Raw genomic sequence first — 4,252 nt, 5'->3', positions numbered from 1 at the left:
TCCTGCACCATGACCACCACAAGCCAACCTGTGAAGGTGCCGGGTGTCTGGGGCCCCTATTATTCGGCGATGGTGCCCGGTGCCTGGCTGAACGAAGGCGGGCAGTCCGCCGCAGGCGCGGCAATCGACCACCTGATGACCTTCCATCCCGCCGCCGCCGAAGCACGCGGGCAGGCGGAAGCGGTTGGACAAACCCTGCCGGAATGGCTTGCCGCCCAAGCCGTTGAAACCTGTTCGTCCCCGGGAGAAGCGGCCTATCTAGCCGGATCGATCACCGTGGTTCCCGAGTTTCTGGGCAACCGCGCCCCCCATGCCAACCCGCATACGGGCGCGGTGATCGCGGGTCTCGACATGACGGCGGATATCGACAGCCTGGTGAGCCTTTACATTGCCGGAATCTGCGGCCTCGGCTACGGCCTGCGCCAGATCATCGAGGCTCAGGCGAATTGCGGCGCCCCGGTCAAGACGATCGTGATCAGCGGCGGCGCCGGCCGCAGCGACCTGATCCGCCAGCTTCTGGCCGATGCGACGGGCCTTGAGGTAGCGGCCCCAGAAACCGAAGAACCGGTTCTCCTGGGCGCGGCCATGCTGGGGGCGGTGGCCGGGAAAGGATTTCCCGACCTCGCCACGGCCATGGGTGAAATGGCCTCGATCTCGCATCGCTATGAACCCTGTTCCGCCGAGCTGCGGGACTGGCACGACCGCAAGTACCGGCTCTTCGGGAAATTTCAGGCCGTCGCGCTGGAAGCGGCGGAACAAACCTGACCATCCCTCTCACAAACAGCCCTCAAGGAAGACCGGATGAAATTCTTCGCCGATACCGCCGCCGTGGACGACATCGCCGAGCTGAACAGCTACGGCCTGCTCGACGGCGTGACCACCAACCCTTCGCTGATCGCCAAGTCGGGCCGTCAGATCAAGGACGTGATCGCCGAAATCTGCGCCCTCGTCAGCGGCCCCGTTTCGGCGGAAGTCGCCGCCATGGATTTCGACGGCATGGTGCGTGAAGGCGAACATCTGGCGGGCCTTGCAGACAATGTCGTCATCAAGCTGCCGCTGACCCTGGACGGGTTGAAAGCCTGCCGGCATTTCAGCCAGAAAGGCATCCGGACCAACGTGACGCTTTGCTTCTCCGCCAATCAGGCGCTGCTGGCCGCAAAAGCCGGGGCCACCTATGTGTCGCCCTTCATCGGCCGTCTCGACGACATCAACATCGACGGCATGGACATTATCCGGGATATTCGCACCATCTTCGACAATTACGCCTTGGAAACGGACATCCTGGCCGCCTCCATCCGCTCCGGCAACCACGTCAGCCAGGCCGCTCTTGCCGGAGCGGATGTCGCGACCTGTCCGGCAGCCGTCATCAAGGCACTCGTCGTCCATCCGCTGACGGACAAGGGGCTGGTGCAGTTCTCGGCGGACTGGCAGGCCACAGGTCAATCGATCCTGTAATAAAGATCCGGTCAGGCACGGGCGGTAACGTCAGACACAACCAATCGACCGCGCCGGGTTGCCCCGGCGCGGATGTTCTTTCTATTAGTAGATGCGCTGGCGGGCGCGTTCGAGCCGCGCCAGGATACGGTCGAGATTGTCCGGCTTGACCATGAATTCCTGGAAGCCCTCCATGCCGATCCGCGCCATTTCGGACGGCGCGTCCCGGTCGAAGAACTGGGCCAGCGCATAGGCATTGCCGAGCATTTCGAAACCCGTTTCCATGAACTTGTCGTCCGGCACCTTGCTCTTCGAGTTGACCGCCAGTTGGCCGAGCTGTTCGCTCAGGATGCTCTGGTTGTCCGCATCGGCCACATAGGCAAGGAAAGCCAGCGCGTTTTCCTTGTTCTTGGCTCCGGAAGGAACATGGAAGGAGTTGGTCGGCGCGTCTTCGGCGAGCGGAATGCCGGCCACAATTTCAGGGAACTGGTAAAAACCCAGCTTGTCGTCGGTGAGACCCGCTTCGCGCAGCGGCGGCACGATGAAGTTACCGAGCAGATATCCGGCGGCCTCACCCTTCACCATGAAGGGAAGCGCTTCCTGCCAGCTGTAAGCGGCGTGGTTGTCGACAAAGGCACCCATGTCGATCAGCTCGCGCCAGAGCGCAAAGACGTCCCGCACGCGCTGGTCTTCCCAGCTGATCTTGCCGTCGGTCAGATCCATGTGGAATTCATAGCCGTTCTGGCGCAGGTCCAGATAGTCGAACCAGCCGGCGGCGGTCCAGAGGAACTTGGTACCGATCGAAAAGCACTTCCGGCCCGAGTCGATGATTTTCTGGCAGTTCGCTTTGAATTCGTCCCAGTTCTTCGGCTCCGTCAGCCCGAGTTCCTTGTAGATGTCCTCGCGGTAGTAGACGCCCCACTGATAGAAGGAATAGGGAATGCCCCACTGCTTGCCGTCGATGGTCATGGCCTTGCGGGTCGAGGACAGCTCTTCGGCCAGCTCCCCCTGCCAAAGCACCGAGACGTCCTCAAACAGGCCGGTCTCGACGTACGGCTTCATGCGGTTGCCGGCGAACCAGGTCACAACGTCGGGCGGGTTCGCGCTCAGAAAGTTCCGGATCTGGGTCTTGTAGCCTTCGCTGTCGATGATGGTCGTCTTGATGTTGACGTCCGGATGCATCTTCTGGAAGCGCTCGATCATGCCCTCCATGGCCGCACGGGGAGCCGGATTCGAGGTGTCCAGGAAGATATTCAGATCTCCGGACAGCTCCTCGGCGGCCTGCGTCAGGACGCTGCCTCCCAGGAGCGTGGCTGCCGCCGCGCCCAACAGTGTCATTCTTTTGAAAAATCGCATTCTTTTCCTCCCTCTATTGCAGTTGCTACTCAGTTCGCGAGATCGGGTGACGAATTCTGATCCGCCTCCCGTCCCGTTTTTGCGCCTGCTCAGGCAATCGCCCGGACAGGACAGAGGCCCTCGCCGGCAGGCACCACTCCGGCAGTTGCCGTCAGCCGGATTTCCTGTGTTTCGAAACGGCTCGACGAGACCTTGAGCCGGATCGGTCCCGCCGCGCCGGTGGCCTGCAGCCAGAAGCCGGTGGTTCCGCCAACCAGCGGGGACCGGCCGGGCCCGAGCAGCCTTGCCGGGCCATCAACCTCGATGTCGATCTGATCCGCCAGGAAAGGCAGAAGCGCCCCGGCCTGGTCGAGCGCGCGCACCATGACACGCACCTCATCGCGCCCGGCCGCGTTCAATTCGCCCCTGTCCGGAGCAACTTCCAGGGTGGTGGCGACGGGGTCGGCAACGAATTGAAGCGTTTCGACTTCTTCCCCCTCGACAAAGCCGGCGATCTCGACGCCCTGCCATTTCAGCCCCCATTTGCCAAAAACGTCATCCGTGACATCTTCCTTGCGCAGGATGACCGGGGGATGGGGCAGATGCGGGAAAAGCTCTGCATCGCCGCGCTTGCGCAGCGTTGCGCCGGACGGGAACCGCAGTTCCACTTCCTCGCAATTTGTCAGGATCATCAGGGGCAGAACGCCGCCGATGTCCCGTTCGCCACGCGCCCAATAGGTGACGGGCTTCAAAACGGTCCGGGCTGCCGGGGCCATCTGGCTGGCATAGGCATAGGCGGCAAACTTCGGTTCGCGGAACATGGTCATCACGCCGTGGTGGCAGATGCGGTCCCCCGAACCGAAGTCCTTGTGGGTGTTGTAGTCGAACATGCACCAGGCGATGCATCCGGAAATGTTGGGATTGCCGAAGGCCGCGTTCAGTACTTCCAGGTGGCGCGTCACATGCTCGACCTGACGCGCCTCGTTGTCGCTGACCTTGGTCGGGAACATGTGGCCGTTGAATTCGGTCACCAGATAGGGAACGTCCCGGTCGAGGCCGGTCACGACCCGGGGGGCACGCAAGGGAGTCCGCTCCGGTAGAAGATCGCTTTCCAGCGAAAAGTCGTTCATCGTGTAGATGTCTTCCAGGAGCTCGCTTTCGGCGTGCTTGCGGATGCCGCAGGTCTGCCGGGTGGCATCGAGCGTCCGCGCGGTCCTGTTGGTCTCCGCATAAAAATCGTGGTCGTCCGGGGATTCGTTGATCCTGACGCCCCAGGCAACGATGCTCGGATGGTTCCAGTCCCGCTCGATCATCCGCCGGACATTTTGCACCGCTTCGGCTTTCCACGCCTTGCCGCCGATATGCTGCCAGCCGGGGATTTCCTCGAGCACCATGAGGCCGATCTCGTCGCAGCGGTCAAGGAAGTGCGGCGACTGTGGGTAATGCGACGTGCGCACGATGTTACAGCCCAACTCGTACTTGA

Annotated in this window: 4 protein-coding genes; 2 read left to right on the top strand and 2 right to left on the bottom strand. The window is 62.2% G+C overall.

Annotated elements, in window-relative coordinates:
• Both ACQY7U_RS18405 and fsa read left to right on the top strand, forming a co-directional pair.
• Positions 1-765, top strand: a 765-nt coding sequence (locus ACQY7U_RS18405) for an FGGY-family carbohydrate kinase (protein WP_428647507.1), incomplete at its 5' end; no start/stop codon positions are given.
• A gap of 36 nt (positions 766-801) precedes the next feature.
• Positions 802-1,455: a fructose-6-phosphate aldolase gene (fsa, locus tag ACQY7U_RS18400; protein ID WP_428647504.1), complete on the top strand. Its 654-nt coding sequence runs from the start codon at positions 802-804 to the stop codon at positions 1,453-1,455.
• Positions 1,456-1,539: 84 nt separating this feature from the next.
• Here the strand turns inward: fsa and ACQY7U_RS18395 are convergent, their stop codons facing one another.
• The gene (locus ACQY7U_RS18395) at positions 1,540-2,790 is read right to left on the bottom strand and encodes an ABC transporter substrate-binding protein (RefSeq protein WP_428647501.1); all 1,251 of its coding nucleotides are present in this window, start codon (positions 2,788-2,790) and stop codon (positions 1,540-1,542) included.
• An 89-nt stretch (positions 2,791-2,879) separates the two neighbouring features.
• The coding region (locus ACQY7U_RS18390; protein ID WP_428647498.1) for a glycoside hydrolase family 2 TIM barrel-domain containing protein at positions 2,880-4,252 on the bottom strand (1,373 nt) is incomplete at its 5' end.

The organism is Roseibium sp., from assembly GCF_050301095.1.
In the GTDB taxonomy this organism is placed as follows: Bacteria; Pseudomonadota; Alphaproteobacteria; order Rhizobiales; family Stappiaceae; genus Roseibium.
Note: the sequence above shows the minus strand (reverse complement) of the source record. Positions and strands in the feature narration are given on the sequence as shown.

Bases quoted from the DNA above. Each gene is read 5' to 3' on its own strand.
- fsa (WP_428647504.1), top strand. From the start codon at position 802: ATGAAATTCTTCGCCGATACCGCCGCCGTGGACGACATCGCCGAGCTG.
- ACQY7U_RS18395 (WP_428647501.1), bottom strand. From the start codon at position 2,790: ATGCGATTTTTCAAAAGAATGACACTGTTGGGCGCGGCGGCAGCCACG.